Origin of the sequence: Flexivirga oryzae, from assembly GCF_014190805.1 — a bacterium.
Lineage (GTDB): Bacteria > Actinomycetota > Actinomycetes > Actinomycetales > Dermatophilaceae > Flexivirga > Flexivirga oryzae.
In genome coordinates this window covers 178574-201019 of the sequence record NZ_JACHVQ010000004.1, presented here as the reverse complement: position 1 = coordinate 201019, position 22446 = coordinate 178574, and the positions used below count along the sequence as shown (strand labels likewise).

The following is a 22446-nucleotide window of genomic DNA, read 5'->3' as shown; positions in this document are numbered from 1 at the left end:
TTTGCGGCATGCGCGTCGAGCTGGCCAACCACCCCCTGATCGCCCACAAGCTGACCTACCTGCGTGACAAGCGCACGGACAGCCCGACCTTCCGGCGACTGGCCGAGGAGCTGGTGACCCTGCTCGCCTACGAGGCGACACGGGACGTGCGGGTCGAGCCGTTCGACATCGAGACACCGATCGCCGCGACCAGCGGCATCAAGTTGTCCTCCCCCAAACCGCTGGTCGTGCCGATCCTGCGCGCCGGCCTGGGCATGCTGGAGGGAATGGTGCGGTTGCTGCCCAGCGCGGAGGTCGGCTTCCTCGGCATGCAGCGCAACGAGGAGACACTGGAGGCCATCACCTACGCCAACCGGTTGCCCGACGACCTGTCCGGGCGGCAGTGCTACGTGCTCGACCCGATGCTGGCCACCGGCGGCACCCTCGCGATGGCCATTCGCTACCTCGCCGAGCGTGGCGCCGACGACATCACCGCGGTCACCCTGCTGTCCGCGCCCGAGGGCATCAAGGCCGTCGATGAGCAGCTGTCCGACCTGGAGATACCCGTGACCCTGGTGACGGGCGCGATCGACGAGCGCCTCAACGAGAACGGCTACATCGTGCCCGGTCTCGGTGACGCCGGCGACCGGCTCTACGGCGTCGTCTGAAGCTCACCCTTGTCGCTGGGCTGGTCCGGGAGACGGGTCAGGCCTCGCACCGACGGCACCAGCAGGGTGACCAGCGCCACGAGGGCGTAACAGCAGCCGGCGACGATGACCAGAGGTCGTATGTCGATGTGGCTCGCCAGCCACCCGAACGCCATGGTTCCGATCGGTATGGCGATGAACGATCCCAGCATGTCGTAGCTGGAGACCCGGGACAGGACAGCACTCGGAATCTGCTCCATCATCGCGACCGTCCACGCCGTGCCGAACACCTGCGACCCCGCACCGCCGAGGAGTGCGGCGACGGCAAGCACTCGCGTTTCCGGGTGAATCCCGAGCAGTAACAACGGGATCGAGATAAGCGAGATGCACGCCATACCGTTCAGGAGCAGCCGGTGGATGTGCACTCGCATCAGCACGACCGACATCAGCAGCATGCCGACAGCTTCCGCGCCGAGCACGATGCCCCAGCCGCTGATGCCGAGCTGCGGATTGTTCTTCGCGATCACCGGGCCGACGACGACCCAGACACCCATCTGGATGGCGTTGAGGATGCCGAACGCCAACACGACGACCCACAACCAGGTCCGTGAGATGAACTCGCTCCAGCCCTCACGCAGCTGCGTCAGCATCGACGTCGCCGACCGCGCGGCCGGCGGGAGCACCACTTTCGCCAGGAGCACCGCGGCGCCCAAGAACGACAGCCCGTCGACCGCCAGCGCCAGCTCCGGCCCGAGGGAAGCCACGAGGACGGTCCCGATGACCGGGCCGATGAACGTCGCACCGTTGCGGACGAACGACATCAGCGAGTCGGCCTGCTGCAACTGTTCACGAGTGACCAACTGCGGGATCAGACCCTGCTGCGCCGGCATCGAAAATGCAGAGACCCCACCGGAAATCGCACCGAGCACGGTCATCGACGCCACCGTGGCCCAGCCGGAGAGCAGCGAGAAACACATGGTCAGCTGGACAGCCGCCATCACCAGGTAACACGTCTGCATCACCGCCCGGCGCGGCAGCCGGTCCGCAATGACACCACCGAAGAGCAAACAGAGCACGTTCATGCCCATTTCCGCGGTGAGAACGACGCCGAGGGCGCTCGCCGAGTTGTCGATCTTCAAGACTGCGAAGGCGATCGTGACGGGCGTCATCATCCCGCCGACCGTGTTGATCGCCCGGGAGAGGAAGAACCACCGGAAGTTCCGCTGATGCAACACCGGCAGCGCGGACGCGAGCCTGCTCACTCCGCACCGGCCGTGTCGTCGCGCTCGTCCCGCATGCGGAAGAGCTCTGCCTGGAAATTCACATGCACCGAATCGGCGGCGTGCGGACGCAGTGCCTCCTGGTGCACCAATCGAGAGGCTTCGTGCACCAACTCCCTTGCCTTCCGCCACGTTTCGGGCGTCACCCAGACTTCGGCATCCGCGCTCAGCGCCTGGCCGTCGATCCGTTGCTCCGATCGGCGTACGAGCTCGCGGTACAGCACGTGGATGTACTGCTGCCATTCCTCGGGCGTTGCCCCGCTCGGTGGCTTACGGTTCGGGCTCACCTTCTCCCGAGGGTAGCGGTAGCGGTATTTCTTGGCCTGACCGCCGCGCACCGACTCGGTCTCGGCGATCTCCACCTGCCCGGCCCTGGCCAGCATGCGCAGGTGGTAGCTCGCGTTGGCCTGCGTGATGTCGAGCTCGCGGGCCAGCTCCGCCGCGCTCATCGCGGCACCGGTCAGCAGCGACATCATCCGCAACCGCACCGGGTGCGCAGATGCCCGCAACTCGGTGAGCGCCTCATCCTCCAAAGACATGTTTGGAAGTATGCGGCCGGGCGGCGCGCACTGTCAAACGGTTATTTGGAGGTTGGATCGAGCGGCATACCCCCGTCACGAGTGGCGCACCAATTCAGGCGGTTTTCGTATGCCGGTGAATGCCGGGGTGTGCCGCTCGATCAAGTGGATGGGAGCCTCGGCCGGTCCGTACGTGACCCACTGGCACTGAGTCAGAGCCGCCAGGCGTCGCCCCAGCGCACGTCCCGTGCCTGTTTGTATGACGCACCCTGCCGCTTCGTCACCACCTGCCGGCCCGCCGAGCCGTCCGGCCGGCACAGCTGCAGCTCGACCAGGCCCTTGCGTTTGACGGGGTGCCGCAGGATCCGGGCTTCCGCGCCACCACCGTCGGCAACCGCACCGTCGACCGAGTCACCGGGCACCGCCACGACATACGAGAACTTCTCGTCCTCATGCCCGAGATCGCCGCCCTTGAGCTGCCGGTGCAGGGACGAGCGCTCGACGCGGGCGCTGAAGTGGCACCAGTCGGGCTCGCGCAACGGGCAGGGGTGCTGGTGCGGGCACGGTGCGACGATCCGCCAGCCGGCGTCGAGCAGTGCGGTACGGGCCGCGAGGATCCGCCGGTAACCGGTCGGGGTCCCCGGTTCGACGATCGCGACGGCCCGCCGCGCCGCACCGGCAGCGGCCGCCACCAGCGACCGCTGCGCGTCGGGGGTGAGTTCGGACAACACGTAGGACACCGTCACCAGGTCCGCGGCGGGCACCGCCGCACCGACCCGCCAGGAGGCGAACTCCACGTCGGCGGCTTCGCCGGCCAGGAGCTTTCGCCCCAGCGCCAGCGCATCGCCGACCTGGTCCAGCACCGTGACCCTCGCCTCCGGCCACTCCGACAGCGCCGCCCACGCGGCAGCGCCGGTGCCACCACCGAGGTCGACGACGGATTCGATGGGCGGCAACCGGAACGCACCGTGTCGCAGCATGCTCCGGCAGGCCGCGAGCGTCGCCGGCATCCGGTAGGCGGCATACGCCAGAACGTCGGTCGGACTCGTCAAGATCGGCGCAGCCGCGGCGCCGCCGGCGCGATAACGCTCGATCAGCCGCTCCACCGACCCCGACAGCGCCCCGCGCGGAACACCCACCGCCGCGGCGTCGAGTGCATCGCGCAGCCGCAACTCGACCGGACGCTGCGGGTCTGCTGCTGGCATGGAGGGCCTCGCACGGTGCGGATCGACGGGACGGGCGCCGGAAGACGACCGGTCGAATCGTAGCCATGGCGGGCCCGCAGAGGCGTAATGTCAAGAGGCGGTGCGGCGGCATACGACACTCCAGCGCAACATCATCGCGAGTCACAGCAGTCACATCTGCCACAATGAAGCTCAGGTCCGTGCGCCCATGCCACGAACCACCCACGCACTACCGGAGGAAATGATGGCCCTCGACAAGGTCCGCAAAGTCGTGATCTGGCTAGTCGTGGCCTTCATCGCCTACGCGATCTTCACCTCGCCGGACAAGTCCGCCGACATCGTGCACAACATCTGGTCGATCATCACCAACGGGGTCAGCCAGGTCGGGCACTTCTTCGACAAGATCCTGAACAGTTAGGTCCTCCGGCGATGGGTCCGGTCGATCCCAGCGCCAGGAAGACCATGGCGCAGGTCCTCCTCGAGGACGAGACGGTCGTCGTGGCACAGCGCCAGCACTGGTTGGCGCTCGCGGGGCCGGTCTGCACAGTCGTCGCCGGCCTCGTCCTCACGCTGATCGCCGGCTTCACGGCACCCGCGCGGCTCGGGATGCTCACCGATCTCGCGTGGAAGCTGTGGATCATCCTGCTGGCCTGGGGCGCGATGCGTGTGTTCCTGTGGCGCCGCAGTTGGTTCGTCGCCACCGACAAGCGGCTGCTGATGGCGTATGGCGTGTTCTGGCGGCGCACCCCGATGATGCCGCTGGCCAAGGTCACCGACATGTCGTTCAACCGGAGCCCGCTCGGACAGTTCATCGATTACGGCCAGTTCGTCCTGGAGAGCGCGGGGCGGGACCAGGCGTTGCGGCAGATCGACTTCGTCCGCGACGCCCGGGCGACATACCTCACCATCGTCGGGGAGATCTTCAGCGAGCAGGAACCCGCGGACCGGGAGCTGGACGACACCGATCCCAACCTGCACCAGCAGCTCGCCGCTGCACGCGTGGCCGCCGGCGGCCGCCGCGACCCCACCGACGTGCCGATCCGCCCGATCGGGTCCTATCTGCCGCGCACCGAGCGGCCGCGCCGCAACGGCCTGCGCGAGCGCATCCTGCGGCGGGCCAGGGACGAACCGCCGCCACCGAGGTTCGGGCACGAGAACGACGTGGGATGGGAGCGGTCGAACCAACCGGAACGGCCGCGCAGACCGCGCGACCTGAGGGACGACTGAGGCAGAAATAAGGCATCTGCCGGAGGCGGCGGACTACCTCAGACGGCCAGTGTCGATGTCATCAGCACAAGGCATCGAAAGGTACGCCGTTGAAACACCCCTACTCCGCCGCACCGGACCGTGACGAAAAGCCCGCACTGCCCTGCCAGACCCGCCACCCCGAGCTGTGGTTCACCGACGACCCGGTCGACATCGCACGAGCCAAGACGCTGTGCCGAGCCTGCGTGATGCGCAAGGAGTGCCTCGCCGGTGCGATGAGCCGCCAGGAGGAGGTCGGCATCTGGGGTGGCGAGATCTTCTGGCACGGCGAGGTGGTCGCGGTCCGACCCCGGCGCGGACGACCGCCACGGCACGCGGCGGCTTCCGGCCGAACGCTGCACGCGGTGTGAAAGGAGACCCGCCATACCGTGTTGGACGATGACGCCGGATAACCTTCGTGGTCGAGTCAGTGCGTGCGGCAGGAGTTGAGGTTATGGCAGTCCGTCCGATTACCGTCATCGGGCACAAGGCGTTGCATCAGCCGACCAAGAGGGTCAAGGAGATCACGCCGGAGATCCGCACCCTGGTGCAGGACATGTTCGACACCCTCGACGCCGCACAGGGCGCGGGCCTCGCGGCCAACCAGGTCGGGGTGCGACTGCGCATCTTCGTCTACGACTGCGCCGACGGCGAGGGCGTCGAGCAGCGCGGGGTCGTGATCAACCCCAAGCTCGAGAAGGGCGCCGTCCCGCCGGGCGACCCGTCTCCGGAGGACGGCGCCGAGGGCTGCCTGTCGGTGCCGGGTGAGTGGTTCCCGACGCCACGCTCGGACTGGGCGCGGGTGACGGGCATCGACCTGGACGGCAACGAGGTCGTCGTCGAGGCCACCGGCGGCACGCTGGCGCGCTGCCTGCAGCACGAGACCGACCACCTCGACGGCAAGCTGTATGTCGAGCGGCTGACCCCCACTTACCGCGGCAAGGCCCGTGAGGCGATGAAGGTCCGCGGCTGGGCGGCCGGCCACATCACCAAGTGGGATCCCGCCACCCAGCAGGCCGAGAAGGTGTAGCGGCGAGCGACCGCCCACTGTCGTCACTTCCTCGCCCGCCCGGACCCTCCCCTTAGGCTGAGGCACATGCGAGCCGAGCCGATTGCCACACCGCACGCCTTCCACGCCGAAGGACCCGTCTGGTGGCCCGAGTGGTCCCTCGAAGGCCCGGGTGAGCTGCGGTACGTCGACATGATGGCCGGCGACGTGTTGATCGCGCGCGGCGACGACGTCGAGCGGATCCACGTCGGCAAGGTGGCCGCGGCGATGCGACCACGCGGCGCCGGCGGTGCGCTCATCGCGCTGGAGCGCGGCTTCGCGCTCGCCGCGAAGAACGACCTGTCGGATCTGCAGGTCATGCAGCCGATCTGGGACGACCCGTCGGTGCGCTTCAACGACGGCGGCTGCGACCCGGCGGGCAACTTCTACTGCGGCACGATGGCCTACGACCAGCACGAGGGCGGCGCCTCGCTCTACCTGCTCACGACCGAGGGTATGGCGTCGCCGGTGCTCGGCGGTCTCACGATCGCCAACGGGATCGGCTGGTCCCCGGAGGGCAAGACGGCATACTTCAACGACACCCCGACTCGCACCATCTGGGCGTTCGACTGGGAGCCGGAGACCGGGCTCACCGAGCGCCGCCCGTGGGTCGCGCTGCCCGATGACCTGCCCGGCAACCCGGACGGCCTCTGGGTCGACCAGGAGGGCGGCGTCTGGGTCGCGCTGTATGGCGGCTCGGCCGTCCATCGTTACGTCGACCGGGAGCTCAGCCAGGTGGTCGAGGTGCCCGGTGTCACCAACGTCACAGCCTGCACGTTCGGCGGCGACGCGCTGCAGACGCTCTACATCACCACCACCCGGGAGAACGTGCCGGACGGCGAACAGCCGCTCGCCGGCGCCGTTTTCGCCGTCGATCCGGGCGTCGGCGGCCTACCCGCGCTGCCGTTCGGAGCCTGACGCTGGCTGAGTAGACGGAGGAGCGAAGCGGAGGAGTACGTATCGAAGCCACCGATTTCGCACCTGGGCACCCGCTCGGGTAGAGTGTCTCAGCGTTGCGCAGGCGACTACGCAGCACGCACCCGTAGCTCAACGGATAGAGCATCTGACTACGGATCAGAAGGTTTGGGGTTCGAATCCCTACGGGTGCACGTACTGAGTTGAGACAGTGCACAAGCCCTGGCAAGCGGTCACGCTGGCCAGGGCTTTCTCACTTCCCGCGACCCGAAGGAGATCCGGATGAGCTGGATCAGCGTTTCGGGCACGATCTCCGGCGAGCGTGACAACCCCTGGAGGGCGTACTTGATCGACCCCCAGCCGTTGAGCCCCGGCGCGGCGGTCATGGAGATCGCCGAGTACGTGGCCGATGACGGCACGTGGTCCCTCATGCTGTGCACGAATTCCAGGTACGAGATCGTCATCCGGTCAACGGGGCATCCCTGGTCCCCCGACCGCCGGGTCGGCAGCATCGTGATCGACACCGGCGACACCGATGTCTCCGACGTGGAGATCCCGATCAGTATGGCGGCGCCGAACGGCACGGACGACCGCCCCGGCCCCTCGCGGAACTGAGCGGACGGGGACGAAGTGTGACCGAGCAGATCGACGTCGTCGGCGCCGTCCTGGTGCGCGATGGCACTGTCCTGGCTGCGCTTCGGGGCCAGGCGATGGCGATGGCCGGCCTCTGGGAGTTCCCGGGCGGCAAGATCGAGCCGGGCGAGTCACCGCAGGAAGCGCTGGTCCGGGAGCTGCGCGAGGAGCTGTTGTGTGAGATCACCGTCGGTGATCACGTCGAAACCACTTCGCACGCCTACGACTTCGGCATCGTCAGATTGACCACCTTCTTCGCGACCGTCATCTCCGGCGAGCCGCGGGCCACCGAGCACGCGGAGTTGCGCTGGATCCCGGTCACCGAGCTGCGCAGCGTTCAGTGGGCGCCCGCCGACCTGCCGGCGGTCGAGCACGTCATACACACGCTGCGGCGACTCGATCCGCAAGCGCCGCAATGACACCGGACAACTGATGCACCGACCCGTCCACCGCTAGTGTCGTGTCGGTGAAGCGGTGGTCGACGGCGTGCACTGCCCTGGCAGCGGTCCTGCTCCTGCTCGGTGTGTTCGCCGCGGTCGTCGACCACAACGTGCTCGACGAGCAGCGGTTCGCGCGCAACGTGGACACGGTGCGCCAGGACCCGGCCGTCGCACACGCGGTCGGTGAGCTCATCGCCCAGCAGACGATCGACGCCTACCCCGACCTGGTCGTGGCACGCCCCGCCGTGGAGAGCCTGTCGATCTCGGTGGCGGGCAGCTCGGCACTCAGCCCGATCGTGCGGCACTCGGCGGCCGTGCTCCACCAGTCCCTCACCGGGCAGCAGTCCGGCGACGTCGCGTTGCGGCTGCTGGACATCGGCACCGTGCTGACCGGGGTCCTGCCGTCGGTCTCCCCACAAGCCGCCGAACACATCTCGCCCGACATGTCGGTGACGCTGGCACACGTCAGCAACCACTCGATGTCCGGCCGGCTGATCGGGCTCGTCCGGCTCAGCGGTCTGCTCAGCTGGCTGCTGCCCCTGCTCGCCGTGCTGCTCTTCGCGGCCGGGATCCTGCTGGCGCCCAGCAGGCAGCGCTCCGTCGTGCGAACCGGGTGGGCAATCGCGTTGTGCGGTGGCGCGATCGGCCTGGTTGCGGTCATCGGCTTGATCGTCGCCTCCGTCCAGGACAGCGACACCCTGACCGGTGCCCTGGTCGCCGCCGGATGGCACGTCCTCGCACCGCAACTGTGGTGGTGTGCCGCCCTGGCCCTGCTGGTCGGGCTGGTCGTCGCCGCGGCGGGGTCGGCCCGCCTGCCCGACGCCGACCTCGGCGCACTGGCGACGCGCTCGTGGCAGCTGATCAGCCGCCGCCCGGAGAACCGCTGGGGCATCGCGGGCCGCGGCGCACTGTTGGTCGTCCTGGGCGCAGGTGCGGTTTTCCGGCCGGCTCTCACCTTCGGTGTGCTGGCCGGGCTCGCCGGCATCGTGGTGCTGGTCTCCGGGCTCGCCGAGCTGGCGTTCGCGGCCGGGTTCCGGCCGCAACAGCCGGAAGCCGGGTCGTCCGCGCCGGCGCGGCGTTGGATGGCGACCCGGGTCGCGTTGGTCGCCCTGGCCGGGATCGTCGCCGTCGTCGTCGCTGTCGCAGCCCTGCCGTCCAGCCGGCCGACGACCGCGGCCGCTGCGGCCACCAAGGGCGCCACCGCGTCCGACGCGTGCAACGGCTACGTCCAGTTGTGTGACAGGCGGTATGACGAAGTGGCGTTCCCCGCGGCGCACAATGCGATGTCCGCCGCCGACGAGAGCGGTTGGTATGCCGCGGAGCAGTCGACCGGCATCGTCGGCAGCCTGGATGCCGGGGTCCGCGTGCTCCTCGTCGACAGCTATTACGGCCAGCATTCGAAGAAGAAGGGGCTGATCATCACCGCCCCGGCCAGTCGCGCGGCGGGGATCGAGGCGGCCACCGAGGACTACGGCCCGGACGTGGTCGCGAGCGCCAAGCGGCTGCGCAACTCGGTCACCTCCGCACCGGTGGGGCCGGTCAGCGAGTACCTCTGCCACGGCCTGTGCGAATTGGGTGCCACTGCTTGGGAGCCGCTGATGGCGCAGGTGCGGACCTGGTTGGCCGCCCACCCCCGGGAGGTCGTGACGTTCTTCGTCGAGGACACCGTCTCCCCCGCCGACACCGCGAAGGTCTTCCGCGAGGCCGGGCTCCTCCCCTACGTCTACACCCCCACGGACGGCAAACCCTGGCCGACCCTCGGCTCGATGATCTCCTCCGGCCACCGCCTCGTCGTGCTGATGGAGCGGCGCGGTGGTGGCAGCGAATTCCCTTGGCTGCTGCAAGGATTCGACTGGGTTCAGGACACGCCGTACACCAACCCGACCCCGGCCTCACTGACCTGCCGGCTCAATCGCGGGGCGAAGACGAACGACCTGTTCATGCTCAACTACTGGCTTGCCAACTTCGACAGCCTGGTCACCGATGCCCGCACCATCAACAAGTTCGACGTGCTCTGGCCGTACGCGTCCCGGTGCGAGCGGAAGCGCGGGCAGATCCCGAACTTCGTGGCAGTCAACTACGCCAGCGAGGGCGACCTGCTGAGAGTGGTGGACAAGCTCAACGGGGTCGGGTCGGGCTGACGGTCCCGGCGTCGCCGTACCGGCCCGTCGGTTGCAGGAAGCCGGTCTCGTACGCGAGCACCACCGCCTGCACCCGGTCGCGCAGACCGAGCTTGGTCAGGATGTTCGCGACGTGGGTCTTCACGGTCGCGTCGCCGAGGACCAGCGCCGCGGCGATCTCCGCGTTGGACCGACCCTGCGCCAGGTGACCGAACACCTCCAACTCCCGAGCGCTCAGGCCTGCCAACCGATCCGGCAGCTTGACCGACGGCGGCGGCACCGCCACGAACCGCTCGATCAGCCGCCGGGTGAGCACGGGCGCGAGGACGGCTTCGCCGCGCGCGACAAGTCGCAGCGCCGCCACCAACTGCTCGCGCGGGACGTCCTTGAGCAGGAAACCACTGGCACCAGCGGCCATTGCGGCATACACCAGCTCGTCGAGGTCGAACGTGGTAAGCATCAACACCCGGCTGGCGGACCCGGCCGTCACCAGCCGGCGCGTCGCCTCGATGCCGTCCATCCGCGGCATCCGGACGTCCATCAACACCACGTCGGGTGCGAGTTCCGCTGTCAGTTTGAGGCATTCGCGCCCATCCACGGCCTCCCCGACCACCTCGAGGTCGTCCTCCAGGTCGAGGATCAGCCGGAAACCGGCGCGCACCAACTCCTGGTCGTCGCACAGCAGCACCGTGGTCGTCATGATGCGATCAGCTCGTCGCTGTCGCGGACCGGCAGCCAGACGACGAGCCGGAACCCGCCGTCCGCCGACGGGCCGGACTCGACGCGCCCTCCGGCCGCGCCGACACGCTCCCGGACACCGACCAGGCCGAGTCCGGTCGACGAATCCTCTTGTATGGCGCGGGCTTCGCCCGGTGCCGCGTTGACGACCTCCACGGTCAGCTCACGGTCCTCGCGGGTCACGCGCAGCGATGTCGGCACGTCGCCGGCGTGCTTGCGAGCATTGGTCAGGCCTTCCTGGACGATCCGGTAGACCGTCAGCTCCATGCCGCTCGACAGTGCGCCGAGCATCCCGAGGTGCGCCTCGAGCGGCATACCCGACTCCCGCATCGTCGCCACGAGCTGCGGCAGATCCGCGACTCCGCGCGCCGGCACGAGCGCGTCGACGGCCTGGTCCTCCTCGGCGCGCAGTACATGCAACAACTGCCGCATGTCCCCCAGCGCGTCACGGGCGCTACCGCGAATCGCGCGCATCGGTGCCGCAGCCCGTGCGGGATCCTTCAGCAGGGCCGCCTCGGCGGCATCGGCCTGGACCGCGATCACACTCAGGCTGTGTGCCACCACGTCGTGCAGTTCGCGTGCGATCCGGGCGCGCTCGTGCGCGACCGAGATCCGGGCCAGGTCGTGCCGGTGTTGCTCGGCATACGTCGCCTGCTTGCGCCACGACCGGGTGCCGCGGCCGAACAGCCAGACGCCGCCGAAAACCAGCGCATCGAACGCGTAGTCCGAGCCGTGGTCGAGCCACTGACAGAGGAACTGGCCGCCGAGCGTCATACCGAGCCCGAGCAGCGCCGGCCCCTCGTCACATTCGGCACCGACGGTGTAGGACATGACGAGGAAGACGACGAGGGACCAAAGGGTTTCGGACTGCCCGTTGGCGAACACCGTCTGCGCGACGGCGAGCAGCGCGACGAGTGCCGCCACGGGCACGGGGAATCGGGTGCGCACCGCGATCACGGCGGTGCTGACGGCGGCGATCGGGAGCGTCACGACGAGGGGGCGTTCGTCGACCGCGCCGGTGACGAGCCCACCGACCGCGAGCACACACAGTGCCGCGGCGAGCGCGACGTCCACCAGGGACAGCCCGCCCGGCATACGCGACCGGAGACGATCCATGGTCGATGGTATGGCGAGCAGCGCCCGCAGCGACTCGACATTGCGGATGATCGTGCTCCCCCTGCGGGTGGAGCGAAATCGGCGGAACGGGCGAAGCGGGCCGCGCCGTCGCGGCGGGACGGTTGCTGCATGAACGAAACAACTCGCAGCCGCGTCGCTGCTCTCCTCCTCGTCCTCGGCCCGGTGGCCTTCACCCTCGGCGATCTGCTCCGCCGGATCGTCGTCCCGGCCGGGAACCCGACCGCGGTGTCGATCACGCAGGTGGTGTCCGATCATCAGGCGATCTGGCTCGCTGCCGGGCTGCTCAATCTCCTCACCGGCTTCCTGCTGGTGCCGGGCGTGCTGGCACTCATCCCGGCATCCGGCACCCGGGGTGCCCGAGCGACCACGATCGGCGCCGTCCTGATGGCGGTGGGGTCGGTGGCAGCCGCGGCACACTCGATCGCGTTCTTCTCGCCGTACGCGCTGTACGGGAAGGCGTCCGCGCCGGCTTCGGCCATCACCGCGATCGACAACGCCTCCGAGAGCTACCCGTTGCTCATCGCCGTCATCGCGATCTTCATGATCGGCATGATGCTGGGTTCGCTGGTGCTGCTCATCGGCCTGCGGCGAGCGCGTCGCGTGCCGATCTGGTCGGTGGTGGCCGTCGTGGTCTTCATCGCCTGCGGCAGCACCGGCGGCATAGTGCCGGGCCTGCTGGGTGTCGCCGCAGCAGTCGTGGCGTTCGTCCCGGCCGCCCGGTCGCTGCTGCGGCCCGAGGCCACCCACCAGCAACTGACGGCCCAGGAGGTGCCGCTGGCCGGCTGATCACCCACCGACTCCGGCCCGCCTGTGCACCCGAGGCGGGCCGGACCGCTCTGTCATCATGGCGCCCGTGGACATGGACCAGTTGCTCGCACAGGTCGTGCAGGACATCGAGCCGCAGATCGGCAGCGGCGTCGTCGCCGACTACATCCCGGCCCTGGCACAGGTGGACCCGGCGCAGTTCGGCATCGCCGTGGCGCTGCCGGACGGGTCGGTCCACGGCACCGGCGATTGGACGGAACCCTTCTCGCTGCAGAGCATCTCGAAACTGTTCACCCTGGCCCTCGCGCTCTCCGAGAACGACGAGAGCATCTGGCCACGGGTGGGGCGGGAGCCGTCCGGCAACGCCTTCAACTCGCTGGTGCAGCTGGAGTACGAGAACGGCATACCGCGCAACCCGTTCATCAACGCCGGTGCGCTGGTGGTGACCGACCACCTGGCCGGGGTGGTCGGCGACGCGGCGGACTCGGTGCTGGACTTCCTGCGCGCGGAAGCGGACAACCCGCAGATCGACTGTGATGACGACGTCGCCGCTTCCGAGGCCGCGCACGCCGACCGGAATCTGGCGCTCGCGCACTTCCTGGCGTCATACGACAACATCCGCGGCGACGTGCCCCGGGTCGTCGACCAGTACGTCCGGCAGTGCGCCATCGCCATCAACTGCCGCGACCTCGCGCTCGCCGGGCTGTTCCTCGCCCGGCACGGTCTGCGCCGCGACGGCTCGCGGATGCTCTCCCCCGGCCAGACGAAACGCATCAACGCGGTCATGCTCACCTGCGGGACGTATGACGCCGCCGGCGAGTTCGCCTACCGCGTCGGCCTCCCCGGCAAGAGCGGCGTCGGCGGCGGCATCCTCGCGGTCGTGCCGGGCCGCTGTTCGGTCGCGGTCTGGGGCCCCGGGCTGGACAAACGCGGCAACTCGGTGGCCGGCGTCGCCGCCCTCGACCGGTTCACCGCGCTCACCGACTGGTCGGTCTTCTGACCGACCAATCCAGGCGTTACGGTCTGCACAGAGTGCGCCATAGCGCACCTTCTGCTGACCGTAACCGCCGCTACTTCGCGACGAGCGGAGGGCGTGGGAACCGTCGCTGCGCTCCTCCCTCATGCGGAGCCCTCAGGGACCTCACTGCGTTCGGTGTGCGGAGGGCGTGGGAACCGTCGCTGCGCTCCTCCCTCATGAGGAGCCCTCGAGAGGTCGCTGCGCGACGAGCGGAGGGCGTGGGATTCGAACCCACGATGGGCGTAAACCCATAGCGGTTTTCAAGACCGCCGCACTAGGCCACTATGCGAGCCCTCCTTGCCCGTGCGGCGAGCCGCCCGAGCGCGCACCATCCTAAGGGTGCCGCGTGTGCGCCGACGATCTCCCCGCCCTGAGGGCGCCGCGCGCGTCATACCGGGAAAGGTAGGGTCGGGACGAAATCGATGAAAGGAACCGTGATGAGCAAGCTGACCTTCGCCGTCGGTATCGCCGCCGGTTATGTGCTCGGCACCCGTGCCGGCCGAGGTCGCTACGAGCAGATCAAGCAGGTCAGCAGTCGCGCGTGGAACCACCCGGCGGTGGTCGAGCAGCGCCAGAAGACCAGCGCCCAGATCAAGCAGCGGGGCCCCGAGGTCGCCGCGGCGGCCGGCCAGGCTGCCATCAAAGGGATGGGACAGGCGGCGAAAAGCGCTGCCACAGCAGGTTTTCAGGCAGCCGTAGGGCACCGGCAGGGGCCGGTGGTCGCCGGAGCCATCGAGGAACCGCCTGCGGCGGCAGGCTCGACAGCACCCGCCGCCGAGACACCGCCCGAGCCGGTCGACGCGACGCGCTGAAACGCGCCGAAGGCGGGGTGTCGTGGACCTTGTCGCAGTGTGCGTCTAACGTGGTGCGCGGGTCACACCCTTGCAATGGCGCGGAATATCCGGGCTTCAGCACCGGTTGGGCCCACCGACCGCCGCCCACCACGGCGGCTAGCCACGATCGACGGATCGGTTTCCACCGGTCCCCGAGACAGGAACAGGACCCCAATTCATGAACCGCACTGACCTTGCCAGCACCATCGCTCAGCGCACTGGTGTGAGCGTCAAGGACGCCAACGCCGTCATCGGCGGCCTCAACGACGTCATCCTCGAGGCCATCGGCCGCGGGGAGAAGGTCCAGCTGCCGGGCCTGCTCACCATCGAGCGCGTCGACCGCGCGGCCCGCACCGGACGCAACCCGCGCACCCGCGAGGAGATCCAGATCCCGGCGTCCAAGGCCGCGAAGGTGACCGTGGGCTCCAAGCTGAAGGCCGCTGCCAAGGGCGCCTGAGCTTTCTGCTGCAGCACAACAACGCTGAAGGGGTGTGGTGACCGCCGGTCACCACACCCTTTCAGGTATGCCGCGGGTCGGACCACTCCGCAACCCGGAGAGCCCTCATGCGGCACCGGTCAGGTGTGGTTCGACTTCAGGGTCGTGACACCCATGAGCGCGGCGCCCAGCACCAGGACACAGGCCCCGACGATGATGTTGCTGAGCATCGTGCCGGTGGCCGGGCTGATGCCGTTCATCAGCCAGTTGGCGACGATGAGCCAGACGCCCATGACGGGTGCGACCCAGGTCAAGCCGTACATGCGGCCCCTGGAGTCCGCACACACGAGTGTCATCACCATGATCGCCACGCCGACGATCAGGTCGTTGATCGCCAACGGCGTCGTGGTGCCGCTGAAGCCGATGACCCATGGTGAGATCGCTGCGTACCCGCCGGCGAGGACCATCAGACCCTCGGCCAGTTGAGCACGTGGAGTCCCCGCCGCCCGGTCGTAGCGGTCCCGCAGGGCCACGATGTCCGGGTGGTGTGCCATCGACGATTCGAAACTGTGTTGCGTTGCCATGACCCACCTCCTGTGTGGGGGAGTAGTTACCTCTCCATTGTGCGCCCGTTACCGGAGAATGACGCCGCGGCGGGTCACGGCGGCAGCTACCTCGCGCGAGCGTCGTACTGCGCCAGTCGACGATCACAGGCGGCGATCTCGCCAGGCTTGCCGACATACGCGTTGTAGGCGAGGTGGCACAGCCCAATGTGTACGGCGCACAAGCGCATTCGCTCATCGAACACGTCGACCGCGGGATCGGTGGGTCCGAAATGGGCGCGCGCCGCACCGCGTATGTCGAGCCCGGACAGCCCGGGATGCCACGGCGCCCAGAACTCCAGCCAGGCCACGTCGTACAGGTAGTCCCCGGCGAAGAGGCAGCCCCAGTCGAAGACGGCGCTCAGCGTGCCGTCGGCGGCGACCGTGACGTTGCGATTGATCAGGTCGCTGTGCACGAAACTGCGCGGCGGCTCCAGCCCGTCGCTCAACGTCGCCAGCAGGTCCATCGCGGCGTGGAAGCTCCGGTCGCCGGTCGGTGATGCCGCCAGCGGCGCCGACCATCCGCCACCGCGCTCGGCCGGGTCGTCGCTGAGGCCGGTCAGCCAGTCGTGCCAGCTGGTGTCCAGCCCGAGCTGCCCGGGATCGAGCCCGACATCGAGTCCCGGCTGGACCGTGACCGTCGCCGGCAGGTCGGTGCGCAGCGGCACCTGCCGGAGCCGGTCGAGCGCGGCGAACACCGCCGGCAGTGTCCGCGACCAGTCGTCGGCGTCCAACTCCTCGAGGAACCTGCCCGGGTGCCGCGCGGACACCACCCCGAACCCGTCCCCCGCCCGGAAGAGAGCGTGCACCTGCGGCACCGGCAGTTGCGCGGACGACCAGCCGGAGGCCAGCGCGTCCTTCGCGAAGTCGTCGAGGTGCGGCCCGAAGCGGGCCACCAGGTCGCGGTCCGCGCCGTCGAGGCGTGCCTCGAAGAAGTAGGGCGTGGACCAGGCGCCCGGGTGGACCGGGCGCACGTTGCGCACGTCGGCGTAGTGGCCGCTCAGCCAGTCCGTGGCCTGTGTCAGCTCCATCCGCGTCGATACGGAGCTCAGCCGCGGCCGATGAACGGCATGTCGGCGGCCGCCACGGTCAGGTCGAACACGACGGCGTCCTCGGGCATCGTCGCCATCAGGACGACGGCGCGCACCACCGACTCGACGTCCATCGTCGGCTCCGGGCGCACCGACCCGTCGGCCTGCAGCATGCCGGCGGACATCCGTGCGGTCATCGCCGAGGCCGCGTTGCCGATGTCGATCTGCCCGCAGCGCACCCGGTGCGGCCGGCCGTCGAGGGCGATCTGCTTGGTCAGGCCGCTCACCGCATGCTTGGTGACCGTGTATGGCGCGGCCTGCGGCCGGGGCACCTGCGCGGAGATCGAACCGTTGTTGATGATCGTCCCGCCGGACGGTTGCTGCGCGCGCATGTGCCGGAACGCCTCCCGCGCACACAGGAACATCCCGGTGAGGTTCACGTCGACGACCGCCTGCCAGTCGGCGAGCGCGATCTCGTCGAACGAGGTCGCGAAGGCGGATCTGCCGGCGTTGTTGAACAGGACGTCGACCCGACCGAAGCGTTCCACCGTCCGGTCGAAGAGCTGCACCACCGCCGGCTCGTCGGTGACATCGGTCGGGATCGCCAGACCGGAGTCGGCACCGAGCAACGAGGCGGTGTCGGCGAGCGCGTCCTCGCGCCGACCGGCCAACGCGACGGCGAAGCCGGCGCGCGCCATACCCACTGCGACGGCGCGTCCGATGCCACTCCCCGCGCCGGTCACCACGGCGACGCGGCGGGTCTCCTGCTCAGTCATGCTGGAATCCTAGGGCGCCACGCAACTCGCCACTGTCGTGACTTCCTCGCCGAAATCGCGCGGCGAATAACCGACGACAGTCGGCACATCCCCGGGCCGCAGCCGGTCCGCCGCTGGAGGTCAGATGAAAAGCGCCGGGTCCGCCCACGGGTCGGGCTGTTCGACGAGCGGCCGCACCTTCGCCGGCACACCCACGGCCACGCTGGCGCCCGGGACGTCGCGGACGACGACGGCGTTCGCGCCGATCTGCGTCTCGTCGCCGATCTCGATCGGGCCGAGGACCCGGGCACCCGCACCGATGGTGACCTTGTTGCCGATGGTGGGGTGCCGCTTGACGCGGTCCAGCGACCGGCCGCCCAGCGTCACGCCGTGGTAGATCATCACGTCGTCGCCGACCTCGGCGGTCTCCCCGATCACCACGCCCATGCCGTGGTCGATGAAGAAGCGCTTGCCGATCTGCGCACCGGGATGGATCTCGATGCCGGTGGCGGTGCGAGCCGCCTGTGACATGAGGCGGGCGGGCAGGCGCCACCGCCCACCCTTGCGCCACATCTTGTGCGTGACGCGGTGCACCCAGATCGCGTGCAGGCCCGGTGACGCGAGCGCCATCTCCAGACGTGAGGTGGTCGCCGGGTCGCGTTCGAGTGCGGCGTCGAGGTCCTCACGGACGAGTGCAACCGCCGAGCGCACCGACTGGGTGACGGGCTTCTGCTGGCGGCCGGTGGTGAGCAGGGTGCCGTGTGCCATGACGCGCTCAGTCCACCAGGCCCTCGAAGAGCGCGGTCGACAGATAGCGCTCCCCGAAGCTCGGGATGATCACGACGATGGTCTTGCCGGCCGACTCGGGCCTGGCCGCCACCTGTGCGGCGGCCGCCAGGGCTGCACCGGAGGAGATGCCGACCAGCAGCCCCTCCTGGGTCGCCGCCTTGCGGGCCCACTCCAGGGACTGCTCGAAGGTGATGTCGATGACGTCGTCGTAGACGGTGGTGTCCAGGATCTCCGGGATGAAGTTGGCGCCCAGGCCCTGGATCTTGTGCGGGCCGGGCTTGCCACCGTTGAGGATCGGTGACTCGGCGGGTTCCACGGCGAACACCTTGGTCTCCGGCTTGCGCTCCTTGAGCACCTGGCCGACACCGGTGATGGTCCCGCCGGTGCCGATACCCGAGACCAGGATGTCCACCTGGCCGTCGGTGTCCCGCCAGATCTCCTCGGCGGTCGTCTCGCGGTGCACGCGCGCATTGGCCTCGTTGGCGAACTGGCGGGCCAGGACCCCGCCGCGCTCCTGCGCGATCTGCTCGGCCTGCTCGACCGCGGCCTTCATCCCGCCGGCCGGATCGGTCAGCACCAGCTCGGCGCCGAACGCCCGCAGCAGCGCGCGGCGCTCCTTGCTCGCGCTCTCCGGCATCGCCAGCACGACCTGGTAACCCTTCGCGGCGCCGACCATCGCCAGGGCGATGCCGGTGTTTCCGCTGGTCGCCTCGACGATCGTGCCGCCCGGCTGCAGGTCGCCGGCGTCCTCGGCGGCCTGGATGATCGCGGCTCCGATGCGGTCCTTGACCGATGCCCCGGGGTTGTTGAACTCCAGCTTGGCGGCGACGGTGGTTCCTTCGGGCGCGTCGATGATGCGGTTGATGCGCACGAGCGGTGTGTTGCCGATCGCGTGCGTGACGTCGTCGAAGATGCGCACGTCGTTGCCTTCCGTCTGCCGGGTCGCGCCGGACGTCGTCGTCCGGCCATGAACGGTCCAACTCCGGGACCGGTTATGCATATTCCAACAGGTCGTTATTGCGTGCGCAAACGGCTCCGCGCTCGCGCGAGACGCAGGCAGGAAGTTACTGGCGAGTAGCCACCGATAGACTGACCCTTATGTCAGCTCTGCAGATCGTCGCCGCGGTGATCACTCTCGGCATCACCGTCATCGGCATCGCGCTCGCGATCCCTGCCATTCGCGAGTTCATCGCGACCTTCCAGTTGGGTCGTCCGGAGAACCGCGGCGACCGCAAGGGCCGCCGCGTCGGCACCCTGGTCCGGGAGATCTTCGGGCACACCCGGATGTCGCGCCTGCCGATCGTGGCGATGGCGCACTGGGTGACGATGATCTCCTTCCTCATCCTGTCGCTGGCGGTGCTGGCGTCGTACTTCCAGGTGTGGGACCCGACCTTCACGCTGCCGATCATCGGCAACTTCGTACTGTTCGACTGGGTCGTGGAGCTACTGGGCTGGACCGGACTGATCGGCATCAGCTGGCTGATCTGGAACCGCCGCGACAAGCACCCGGCCCGCTCGGCCGGGCAGGACGGCCGCCGCTCGCGGTTCTTCGGGTCGACCTTCTGGCAGGCCTACTTCGTCGAGCTGGTCATCCTGATCGAGATCATCTGCGTGCTGTCGCTGCGCGGCCTGGAGTACGCGATCGGCAAGTACGAGGGCGAGGGCGCCGCGAACGCCCTGCACTTCCCGCTGACCGCCTGGTACGGCGGCTGGCTGCACCACCTGGACCTGGGCACCGTGAAGGCGCTCATCGTGGTCATCTCGACCGTCAAGATCATCACCGCGATGACCTGGCTGATCGTGCTGGCCCGCAACATCACCATGGGTGTCGCCTGGCACCGTTTCCTGGCGTTCTTCAATATCTTCTTCAAGCGGCACGCCGACGGCCGCACCTCCCTGGGCGCGCTGCAGCCGATGACGGTCGACGGCAAGCCGGTCACCATGGAACTGCTGGAAGACCTCGACGAGGACGCGACGTTCGGTGTCGGGGCCGTGGAGGAGTTCACCTGGAAGGGTCTGCTGGACTTCTCCACCTGCACCGAGTGCGGCCGCTGCCAGTCGCAGTGCCCGGCCTGGAACACCGACAAGCCGTTGTCGCCGAAGCTGTTGATGATGAGCCTGCGGGAACACGCACACGCCAAGGCGCCATACCTGACGGCGGCCAAGGCGGCGGCAGGCACCGGTCCGGCGACACCGGACAACCCGATCATGGAGATCCCGTTGATCGGTGCCACCGGGTATGACGAGGCCGCGCCGCTGACGGCATACAACCCGCTGGGTGACGCCGACGCGATCATCGACGAGGACGTGCTGTGGTCGTGCACCACCTGCGGTGCCTGCGTGGAACAGTGCCCGGTCGACATCGAGCACGTCGACCACATCGTCGACATGCGCCGTTACCAGACGCTGATCGAGTCGGCGTTCCCGTCCGAGCTCGGCGGGCTCTTCAAGAACCTCGAAGGCAAACAGAACCCGTGGGGTATGGCGGCCCGGGCCCGCCTGGACTGGGCCAAGGGCCTGCCGTTCGAGGTCAAGGTCTTCGGCCAGGACGTGGAGAACCTGTCCGAGGTCGACTACCTGTTCTGGGTCGGCTGCGCCGGCGCGTACGAGGACCGCGCGAAGAAGACGACCCGTGCGGTCGCGGAACTGCTTGACACCGCTGGGGTTTCGTTCGCCGTGCTCGGCGACGGCGAGGCATGCACCGGTGACCCGGCACGCCGCGCGGGCAACGAGATGCTCTTCCAGGCGTTGGCGACGCAGAACGTCGAGACGCTCAACGAGGCCGGTGCGACCAAGATCGTGGTCACCTGCGCGCACTGCTTCAACACGCTGAAGAACGAATACCCCCAGGTGGGAGGCGATTACGAGGTGCTGCACCACACCCAGCTGCTCAACAAGCTGGTGCGGGAGAAGCGCCTGGTGCCGGTCGCCCGCCCGGACGAGGCCGACCACAGCGACAGCGCGGCATCGACCGGTGCGTCCGTCACCTACCACGACCCGTGCTACCTGGGCCGGCACAACGGCGTCTACGCACCGCCGCGGGAGCTCATCGGCGCGCTGCCCGGTGTCGAATACCGCGAGATGGAGCGCTCCCGGGAGAAGTCGTTCTGCTGCGGCGCCGGCGGTGCACGCATGTGGATGGAGGAGAAGCTCGGCTCGCGGATCAACCTCAACCGCACCAAGGAGGCCGTCGCGACCGGCGCCGACCGCATCGCGATCGGCTGCCCGTTCTGCCGGGTGATGATGACCGACGGTCTCACCGCCGAGCAGTCCGACGGCAACGCCCGCGAAGAGGTCGAGGTCGTCGACGTCGCCAACCTGCTGCTGGCCGCCGTCCGCCGTGGCAAGGAGCCCGCAGCCGCCGAGTAACCCGCGATCGCCGCGGTAGCCCGCGCTGGCGGAGTAGCGCGCGGTGGCGGAGTAGCGCGGTAGCCGCGTCGCGCCAGGTAGCCGCGTCGCGCCAGGTAGCTGAGTAGCGACAGGCTCACATACACACCGAGAGGCCCAGGAATTCGAGCTGAATTGCTGGGCCTCTCGGTATTTGCTGGGCCTCTCGGCGGTGAGTGCGGCGGTCCGTCCGGGCCAGGTTCTACAGGCGGCCGGACTTCACCACCCGGCTGAGGAACTGCTGGGTGCGCTCCTCGCGGGGGTTCTCGAAGATCTCCTTCGGCGGGCCCATCTCCAGGATGGAGCCCTGCTCCAGGAAGCACACCTTGCTCGAGACCTCCTTGGCGAAGCCCATCTCGTGGGTCGCCAGCAGCATCGTCAACCCGTCGTTGGCCAGCTCCCGCACGATCTCCAGCACGTCACCGACCAGCTCGGGGTCGAGCGCCGCGGTGATCTCGTCCAGCAGCATGATGCGTGGTTCCATCGCGAGCGCGCGCACGATCGCGACGCGCTGCTGCTGACCACCGGACAACATGTCGGGATAGGCGTTCGCCTTCTCCGCCATACCCACGGAGTCCAGCAGGGTCATCGCCTTGTCACGAGCCGTCTTGGAGTCCACCCCGCCCACCATGGTGGGTGCGAGCATGACGTTCTTCAGCACCGACATGTGCGGGAAGAGGTTGTAGCTCTGGAAGACGATGCCGACATCGCGGCGCAACCGGTTCAGGTCGACCCCGGCGCCGGTGACGGTGTCGCCCTCGATGAGGATCTCGCCGCCGTTGACCTGCTCCAACTGGTTGACGCAGCGCAACAGCGTCGACTTGCCGGAGCCCGAAGCACCGATCAGGCAGATGACCTCGTGGCGGTTGACATCGATCGAGACACCCTTGAGCACCTCGTTGTGTCCGTATGCCTTTCGGACGTCCTTGATCTCCAGGAAGGCCAT

General features: G+C 68.7%; 25 protein-coding genes and 2 tRNA genes. 15 read left to right on the top strand and 12 right to left on the bottom strand.

Annotated elements, in window-relative coordinates; genetic code table 11:
* Positions 1-8 precede the first annotated feature (8 nt).
* A complete protein-coding gene (upp, locus tag FHU39_RS20150; protein ID WP_183322519.1) occupies positions 9-647 on the top strand; it encodes a uracil phosphoribosyltransferase in 639 nt (212 codons plus the stop codon).
* Here upp and FHU39_RS20145 read toward each other — a convergent pair.
* The 3 genes from FHU39_RS20145 to FHU39_RS20135 form a co-directional block, all read right to left on the bottom strand.
* A complete protein-coding gene (locus FHU39_RS20145) occupies positions 632-1888 on the bottom strand; it encodes an MFS transporter (RefSeq protein WP_183322518.1) in 1257 nt (418 codons plus the stop codon). The genes upp and FHU39_RS20145 overlap by 16 nt on opposite strands.
* Positions 1885-2445 (bottom strand): ArsR/SmtB family transcription factor, encoded by a 561-nt coding sequence (locus FHU39_RS24440; protein ID WP_183322517.1) that lies wholly within the window; start codon positions 2443-2445, stop codon positions 1885-1887. The genes FHU39_RS20145 and FHU39_RS24440 overlap by 4 nt, the downstream gene beginning before the upstream one ends.
* A 191-nt stretch (positions 2446-2636) precedes the next feature.
* The gene (locus FHU39_RS20135) at positions 2637-3629 is read right to left on the bottom strand and encodes a small ribosomal subunit Rsm22 family protein (protein ID WP_183322516.1); all 993 of its coding nucleotides are present in this window, start codon (positions 3627-3629) and stop codon (positions 2637-2639) included.
* A 187-nt stretch (positions 3630-3816) separates the two neighbouring features.
* Between FHU39_RS20135 and FHU39_RS20130 the strand changes: the two genes are divergently transcribed.
* The 9 genes from FHU39_RS20130 (at position 3817) to FHU39_RS20090 (ending at position 10030) form a co-directional block, all read left to right on the top strand.
* On the top strand, positions 3817-4026 hold the full coding sequence (locus tag FHU39_RS20130) for a hypothetical protein (protein WP_183322678.1): 210 nt from the start codon (positions 3817-3819) through the stop codon (positions 4024-4026).
* A 44-nt stretch (positions 4027-4070) separates the two neighbouring features.
* On the top strand, positions 4071-4835 hold the full coding sequence (locus FHU39_RS20125) for a PH domain-containing protein (protein ID WP_183322515.1): 765 nt from the start codon (positions 4071-4073) through the stop codon (positions 4833-4835).
* An 89-nt stretch (positions 4836-4924) separates the two neighbouring features.
* A complete protein-coding gene (locus FHU39_RS20120; protein ID WP_183322514.1) occupies positions 4925-5224 on the top strand; it encodes a WhiB family transcriptional regulator in 300 nt (99 codons plus the stop codon).
* 83 nt (positions 5225-5307) lie between these two features.
* Positions 5308-5883 (top strand): peptide deformylase, encoded by a 576-nt coding sequence (gene def / locus FHU39_RS20115; protein ID WP_183322513.1) that lies wholly within the window; start codon positions 5308-5310, stop codon positions 5881-5883.
* A 66-nt stretch (positions 5884-5949) separates the two neighbouring features.
* Positions 5950-6819 carry an SMP-30/gluconolactonase/LRE family protein gene (locus tag FHU39_RS20110; protein ID WP_183322512.1) on the top strand — a complete coding sequence of 290 codons (870 nt, stop codon included), beginning with the start codon at positions 5950-5952 and terminating at the stop codon, positions 6817-6819.
* A 118-nt stretch (positions 6820-6937) separates the two neighbouring features.
* Positions 6938-7010, top strand: a tRNA-Arg gene (locus FHU39_RS20105).
* Positions 7011-7098: 88 nt separating this feature from the next.
* Positions 7099-7431, top strand: a complete 333-nt coding sequence (locus FHU39_RS20100; protein ID WP_183322511.1) for a hypothetical protein — start codon at positions 7099-7101, stop codon at positions 7429-7431.
* A gap of 17 nt (positions 7432-7448) precedes the next feature.
* Positions 7449-7868 carry an NUDIX domain-containing protein gene (locus FHU39_RS20095; protein ID WP_183322510.1) on the top strand — a complete coding sequence of 140 codons (420 nt, stop codon included), beginning with the start codon at positions 7449-7451 and terminating at the stop codon, positions 7866-7868.
* A 47-nt stretch (positions 7869-7915) separates the two neighbouring features.
* A complete protein-coding gene (locus tag FHU39_RS20090; RefSeq protein ID WP_183322509.1) occupies positions 7916-10030 on the top strand; it encodes a phosphoinositide-specific phospholipase C-related protein in 2115 nt (704 codons plus the stop codon).
* Here FHU39_RS20090 and FHU39_RS20085 read toward each other — a convergent pair.
* The gene (locus FHU39_RS20085; protein WP_183322508.1) at positions 10008-10709 is read right to left on the bottom strand and encodes a response regulator; all 702 of its coding nucleotides are present in this window, start codon (positions 10707-10709) and stop codon (positions 10008-10010) included. The genes FHU39_RS20090 and FHU39_RS20085 overlap by 23 nt on opposite strands.
* Entirely contained in the window at positions 10706-11863 is a 1158-nt protein-coding gene (locus tag FHU39_RS20080) for a sensor histidine kinase (RefSeq protein ID WP_183322507.1), read from the bottom strand. Before FHU39_RS20080 ends, FHU39_RS20085 begins: the two co-directional genes overlap by 4 nt.
* Positions 11864-11992: 129 nt before the next feature.
* Between FHU39_RS20080 and FHU39_RS20075 the strand changes: the two genes are divergently transcribed.
* Both FHU39_RS20075 and FHU39_RS20070 read left to right on the top strand, forming a co-directional pair.
* Positions 11993-12670 (top strand): hypothetical protein, encoded by a 678-nt coding sequence (locus FHU39_RS20075; RefSeq protein WP_183322506.1) that lies wholly within the window; start codon positions 11993-11995, stop codon positions 12668-12670.
* 58 nt (positions 12671-12728) lie between these two features.
* Positions 12729-13649 (top strand): glutaminase, encoded by a 921-nt coding sequence (locus tag FHU39_RS20070; RefSeq protein ID WP_221185744.1) that lies wholly within the window; start codon positions 12729-12731, stop codon positions 13647-13649.
* A 228-nt stretch (positions 13650-13877) separates the two neighbouring features.
* On the opposite strand, the gene FHU39_RS20065 is transcribed toward FHU39_RS20070, so the two are convergent.
* Positions 13878-13964 (bottom strand) — tRNA-Ser (locus FHU39_RS20065).
* 140 nt (positions 13965-14104) lie between these two features.
* Here FHU39_RS20065 and FHU39_RS20060 point away from each other — a divergent pair.
* Together FHU39_RS20060 and FHU39_RS20055 are read left to right on the top strand one after the other, a co-directional pair.
* The gene (locus FHU39_RS20060) at positions 14105-14479 is read left to right on the top strand and encodes a hypothetical protein (protein ID WP_183322504.1); all 375 of its coding nucleotides are present in this window, start codon (positions 14105-14107) and stop codon (positions 14477-14479) included.
* Positions 14480-14678: 199 nt separating this feature from the next.
* Positions 14679-14957, top strand: coding sequence for an HU family DNA-binding protein (locus tag FHU39_RS20055; protein WP_183322503.1), 279 nt, complete (start codon positions 14679-14681; stop codon positions 14955-14957).
* A 119-nt stretch (positions 14958-15076) separates the two neighbouring features.
* Here FHU39_RS20055 and FHU39_RS20050 read toward each other — a convergent pair whose 3' ends face one another.
* The 5 genes from FHU39_RS20050 to cysK form a co-directional block, all read right to left on the bottom strand.
* Entirely contained in the window at positions 15077-15520 is a 444-nt protein-coding gene (locus FHU39_RS20050) for an SPW repeat protein (RefSeq protein WP_183322502.1), read from the bottom strand.
* An 86-nt stretch (positions 15521-15606) separates the two neighbouring features.
* Positions 15607-16569, bottom strand: a complete 963-nt coding sequence (locus tag FHU39_RS20045) for a phosphotransferase family protein (RefSeq protein WP_183322501.1) — start codon at positions 16567-16569, stop codon at positions 15607-15609.
* A gap of 17 nt (positions 16570-16586) precedes the next feature.
* Positions 16587-17345: an SDR family oxidoreductase gene (locus FHU39_RS20040; RefSeq protein WP_183322500.1), complete on the bottom strand. Its 759-nt coding sequence runs from the start codon at positions 17343-17345 to the stop codon at positions 16587-16589.
* 120 nt (positions 17346-17465) lie between these two features.
* Positions 17466-18092, bottom strand: coding sequence for a serine O-acetyltransferase EpsC (epsC, locus tag FHU39_RS20035; protein WP_183322499.1), 627 nt, complete (start codon positions 18090-18092; stop codon positions 17466-17468).
* 7 nt (positions 18093-18099) lie between these two features.
* Positions 18100-19032: a cysteine synthase A gene (cysK, locus tag FHU39_RS20030; RefSeq protein ID WP_183322498.1), complete on the bottom strand. Its 933-nt coding sequence runs from the start codon at positions 19030-19032 to the stop codon at positions 18100-18102.
* 179 nt (positions 19033-19211) lie between these two features.
* Here cysK and FHU39_RS20025 point away from each other — a divergent pair, with 179 nt between their 5' ends.
* Positions 19212-21482, top strand: a complete 2271-nt coding sequence (locus tag FHU39_RS20025; RefSeq protein WP_183322497.1) for a (Fe-S)-binding protein — start codon at positions 19212-19214, stop codon at positions 21480-21482.
* Positions 21483-21702: 220 nt separating this feature from the next.
* On the opposite strand, the gene FHU39_RS20020 is transcribed toward FHU39_RS20025, so the two are convergent.
* Positions 21703-22446, bottom strand: a complete 744-nt coding sequence (locus tag FHU39_RS20020) for an amino acid ABC transporter ATP-binding protein (RefSeq protein WP_183322496.1) — start codon at positions 22444-22446, stop codon at positions 21703-21705.